Genomic DNA, 4,821 nt, shown 5'->3' with positions numbered 1-4,821 from the left:
CGTTAGATGGAAAGTTAATTTCGTAAAAAGTAACGCCTAAGCTGCCAATATTGAGCGGATTATCATCAAAACTCCAATACTGTTTAATGTCTTCATTATTTTTTTTAAAAGTTTCTGGACTTTCTGAGACTGAAATAGTGGCGTGAGGGGAGATAATAGCCTCTTGTTCTGATTGGCAGGCAGTAGTTAGAAGCATAGAACTAAAAAAGAACCAATTGCTAAATATTTTTTTAATCATAAATGTCTTATCTAACCATCATTCCAGTTTTATAATAAATAACAAGAGGCTCATGCAAGGTATATTGTTGTGAGTTCAACATTATTTTTGAAGTCATAAGTACCTGAGCATATTCATTATTTACAGTTAACCACTTCATTGGCGTCGTTTTAGCTGAACCAATAGAATTTCCTGAAGCAGTTAATTTGCCTTTGTTTTGGCCTTCAACTTGAGAAATGTCGTATTTAAAAAACTGACTATTATGTATTCCTTCAATATAGCATTCAGATTCCAAATCGTGATAACAGTAAACTAGCATCTCTTTCGTAGGATGAATTAAGTAAACTACTTCCCTAGAATCACCTGAATTTAGTATTTTGCCTAGAGAATTTTGTGCATTATAGTCCCGAGTATTTGAGTTATCTAATATCTCAGAGCTATCAGCACTTAGCCCTTCATTCACAGGTACGGCTTCCCCGCATCCAAATAATAGAATTGATGATATTAATATTAAGTTTTTCATAGCCTATCTTTGTTTTAGTTTGTCAAAATCTTGATAGTTTTCTCTAAACCTAATAATTTAAGTTATCTATAAGGTCACAAAACTATTTAGAAAACTCAGATACGTTTTGCTCATAATATTTAGTTACACCTGGGTCATTATAAGTAATAAGAATGGTAGTATCGTTCAGCTTCCAATCAAATATAGTGGCAACTTTAAAAAAATTAAGTTGTTCTGTATCTAAGTTTTTTAGAAACTTAGTTGCTTCACTTGCATTTTTTTCAGAGTTAAAAGTAATTTGATATGCACCAAGATAACCTTCCCTTACATCCCTTATACTAATTACTATTCCATCTAATGCACAAGCATCTTTTAAGAACGCCGATCCAAACTCTGAGGTAAGGTTGTTTTTTATCTCAATTTCAGGCGTCTTACGTTTAGAAAAAGTAATGTTAGCTTTTCCTGTTGTTAGATTTGCGGATTTTATACCCAATTCTACAAAGTTTTCATAAGTCTCTAAAAAGGGCTTAGAGTTGCAGTTTTTATCAATACTACGTTCGATGACAGTTGGTTTATTTTCAATTACCGTTGGCGTGTCTTGAACAGCACTACTTTCTACTGAACAACCTAAGGGTATAAAACATAGTAAAAAAATAAATTTTTTCATCACAAACCTCTTTATCTTAAAACGTAAAATCATTTGCATTTGGTAGTTTATTCAGATTAAGGAATAACTAATGTCCTACCTCTAATTACTGGGCGCACTGCCTTAAGGTAGATTATCTTTGCATCAACATCTTTGTTTGAGGTAACGCCACCTAATTCTCTTAGAGCTTTGTTAAAACTAGAGAATCCATTGTACCCGAAGACTTCTAGACAACCCGCTGTTCCTATATTACTACCTGGTATGTTTGGGTTAGTTGTATCAGGCCCATCATGAATTAGAAAGTTCCCATATACTATCCATGCACCGTTTTCAGCAGTATCTGTACTATGCAGTTTATATTCTGGAAACCATGTTAATGAGTGCGTTTGCTGATCTGCTAATCCAGCGACTGAGTAGCCCTCACTTCTTACATATCTTGGACCGAACCTTATTACTTGAAACGCTCTAGTATGTTTACCATTAGATATCCTTAGAGTATAAAGTGGAGTTTTATAGTGATTTTCAAATTCGCCATCTGGATAATCCCATGTATAGGCATGATTACCATTGGGAGTTCCGTCAAGAGTCAGGTTTAACTTTCTTTTAACACGTGAAATCCTAGCGTTTGCAGTTACAGAGTTTCGAGTGGCGGTAGTATTAGAAGTTCGTTCTGGTCGTCTTAAAACAGCAAATGGATCATAATCTGACATAAATTAAGCCTTTTTATAAATATCTAACTTTAATTCAAATTTTTGATTATAGGTGCTTTACTCAACTACATGAATTCCATCTATATTTGGTATGGTCAGCTGAAAATAAAAATGTTATATAAGCTTAAATGCGCTACTGGGATGAATTTTACTTGCGTGCTGTGCCTACGCCGACAGAGGCTGCGCAAAATTCATTCCAGTAGCGCTATAACACTTTTGAAGTGTATCGACTATATAATCTAGTGTGAACTCACTGATAATGATAGCTAAATATAATTAATAACTTCAGGCAGAATGGTATAGTCAATCCACAATAAAACTGGAACAACCCATATCATAAAATAGTTTAGGTAGATTATTCTCCATCCAACCTTGGCGTAGAAACTTTGCTTGCGCCCACTTCTTTTCGATAGGATTTAGATCAGGACTGTAGGGTGGTAAGAATAGAAGCCTGTGACCATACCTATTCAGCAGTCTTTGTACTCGTTTGTGAAAGCTGGCGTTATCCATAACAATCACACATTTGGTTTTAATACTTGGGATTAGGGTGTATTTACACCAGTCGTAGAATATATCGCCATTAATATTTTTATCAAAGTAATCAAGCGCAAACAGCATCTTTTTATATAAAGCACCAATAACATTGGTTCGCTTTTTTGCTTGCCAGTTGTAGCGATCAATGCAAGGCTTTCCTATTAGTGCATAGCCGTAAGGGCGAATAGTGTCAGCCTCAAAGCCGCTTTCATCCATATAAATAATGGGATAGCCTTGCTTCATAAAACGATCAAGCTTACTTTGATATTCCGCTCTTTTGATCGGACATGATTTTGGATGTTCTAAGGTCTTTTTTTGACTGATGCCAAGACGCTTTAAGGCCGACTCAATGCCTGACTTACTGCAACCTAAACGATGTGCTCGCTCGTACATATAATCGTCTGGATACTGCTTAACATCTTTCAATAATGCTTCATTTGATATTTTAGTCGGTGCTTTATTTCTAGTCGTTTTAGCAACTAAGCTCTGCTGCCAGCTGTGAATTGAGCTTGTGCTAAGCTGATAAAAGTTAGCAGCTTCTCGAATGGTCATGCCGTCTTTAATGCTACGCAGTACTTGCTTGCGAAAGTCGATTGAATAGGTCATCGTTTATTTCACTAGATGAATTAGTTATAAACATTGTATCGGTTTTATCTAAGATTGACTATATTATCCTATTCCATCAATTAATCGATGAGCAAAGTTTATCCATATCATAATAATAAGTATAATTATCCGAACTATCTTTTAGTACTGCATAGGTTTTTTGCTCTAAATTTTTGTAATCATAACCCATCAAGAATACAGTACCATTTTTCAAAACCGTTTTCTTATCATTGCACTCAATAATATATTGTGGACTAAGGTTTAAAACATCATCTTCATTGTTATATACTGTAAGGAAATTCACTTGTTCAATTTTTCCAATATGAACCTGCATGGGTAAATCATCGAATGCTCCAGTCTGTATACTTTCATGATTTTTATTTATTTCAGATAAGATATTATCACCAATCTCTCGATATTTACTGTTTAAATTTTCATCTATATGGACGACGACGAAATTTCTTTTAATACCATATACTGACGTTTTTCCAATAATTTTATCGATAGTTTTTGTTTCGTTATATCTTTTAATAAAATAATGATATTCTGTGGAGTCTGAAAGAGTGGTGAAGTCAGTTAATACATTTTGACTGTCAATGTTATTAACATACGTAAATCTCAAGGCTGTATCAGCATACGGTTTAATATCTTCTAAAATAATTTCTAGCTGATTTTTAGTTAATGACTTATAGCATTCAGTTGCTATAGAGCAGTCTGTCATACTTGACAATGAATCATTCTCAGCTTCAGTTTGAGTACTATTTATACAGCTACAAAGTACTATTATTGAAAGAGTTATTGTTATTAATTTCTCCATAAGAACCTCTTTATTGAAAAGATTTCAGTATTTCTGGTGAAGATTCTTCTAACCAGTTTTCAATGATTTTAGCATTTTTTGCCAATATTTCTCTTTTATTAGTGCCGTTGACAATCCATCTAGCTTGAACATAATCTATAGTTGAGCTATTGATGTAATCAGAAAGTTTTTTTCCAGTGAAAGTCCCTTCTTTCATTCCATAAATTATTATTGGCACAGAATGCTTATATTCGGATACTAGATCAGGGGATTTCACAAAATTAACATTCAGAATTTCAGTAAATCTCTGATAGTTTGTTTTTCCTGTTATCTGGATGAGTCCACGACCTCTATATTTAAAACCATCACCAGGTTTGTCATTTCCAAGCACTTTTGCTTTAGTTGGATTGTGCTCTATATCATATTCATTAAAATATTCTCTTGAACCTACTTCTGGTAGGTTGCTGAATAACATAATAGGGTTTGTATAGTGATAAGCTTCAATAAAGGCGGTTGAGAATATATAAGCTATTTCATATAAATTGGGTTTGTGGCCGTGTCTTCCTTTTTTGAAGTAGTCATTCATTTCTGCACATACTTCCGTTAAATTACTTTCGCTAACTTTATTAAACATGGTTGCAGGAGCTTTTTTGTTTTCACCCGTAGTTAATTGAGTAATTCCTGACTTGAATCTCTCTACAAACTTTTCTATAACTATTAATTCGCCACTATCTTTAATATTGACTTCTTTCACATGAGCTATGCTGAAGAAACCGTAGAGATAAACTTGGTAAACTAACGACTCGATGA

7 protein-coding genes are annotated in these 4,821 nt (G+C 33.9%); all 7 read right to left on the bottom strand.

Annotated features, from left to right (window positions below; genetic code table 11):
- Window positions 1-238: hypothetical protein (locus EI162_RS13420; RefSeq protein WP_192524817.1), on the bottom strand; the 238-nt coding region annotated here is incomplete at its 3' end.
- Window positions 239-245: 7 nt separating this feature from the next.
- A complete protein-coding gene (locus tag EI162_RS13415; protein WP_192524816.1) occupies window positions 246-740 on the bottom strand; it encodes a hypothetical protein in 495 nt (164 codons plus the stop codon).
- Window positions 741-822: 82 nt separating this feature from the next.
- Entirely contained in the window at window positions 823-1,386 is a 564-nt protein-coding gene (locus tag EI162_RS13410) for a hypothetical protein (RefSeq protein ID WP_192524815.1), read from the bottom strand.
- A 56-nt stretch (window positions 1,387-1,442) separates the two neighbouring features.
- Complete coding sequence (locus EI162_RS13405) at window positions 1,443-2,075, bottom strand: hypothetical protein (RefSeq protein ID WP_192524814.1); 633 nt, start codon at window positions 2,073-2,075, stop codon at window positions 1,443-1,445.
- Between the two features lie 303 nt (window positions 2,076-2,378).
- Window positions 2,379-3,215: an IS630 family transposase gene (locus EI162_RS13400; RefSeq protein ID WP_192524813.1), complete on the bottom strand. Its 837-nt coding sequence runs from the start codon at window positions 3,213-3,215 to the stop codon at window positions 2,379-2,381.
- Window positions 3,216-3,291: 76 nt separating this feature from the next.
- Window positions 3,292-4,032 (bottom strand): hypothetical protein, encoded by a 741-nt coding sequence (locus EI162_RS13395; RefSeq protein WP_192524812.1) that lies wholly within the window; start codon window positions 4,030-4,032, stop codon window positions 3,292-3,294.
- A 10-nt stretch (window positions 4,033-4,042) separates the two neighbouring features.
- Window positions 4,043-4,821 (bottom strand): hypothetical protein (locus EI162_RS13390; protein WP_263972278.1); only part of this gene is annotated, 779 nt, incomplete at its 5' end.

Source organism: Psychrobacter sp. FME6 (genome assembly GCF_014861365.1).
Taxonomy (GTDB): Bacteria; Pseudomonadota; Gammaproteobacteria; order Pseudomonadales; family Moraxellaceae; genus Psychrobacter.
This window is presented reverse-complemented; position numbering and strand designations above follow the sequence as displayed.

Excerpts from the sequence above, each read along its gene's own strand:
- EI162_RS13415 (WP_192524816.1), bottom strand. The coding sequence starts at position 740 with ATGAAAAACTTAATATTAATATCATCAATTCTATTATTTGGATGCGGG.
- EI162_RS13410 (WP_192524815.1), bottom strand. The coding sequence starts at position 1,386 with ATGAAAAAATTTATTTTTTTACTATGTTTTATACCCTTAGGTTGTTCA.
- EI162_RS13405 (WP_192524814.1), bottom strand. The coding sequence starts at position 2,075 with ATGTCAGATTATGATCCATTTGCTGTTTTAAGACGACCAGAACGAACT.
- EI162_RS13400 (WP_192524813.1), bottom strand. The coding sequence starts at position 3,215 with ATGACCTATTCAATCGACTTTCGCAAGCAAGTACTGCGTAGCATTAAA.
- EI162_RS13395 (WP_192524812.1), bottom strand. The coding sequence starts at position 4,032 with ATGGAGAAATTAATAACAATAACTCTTTCAATAATAGTACTTTGTAGC.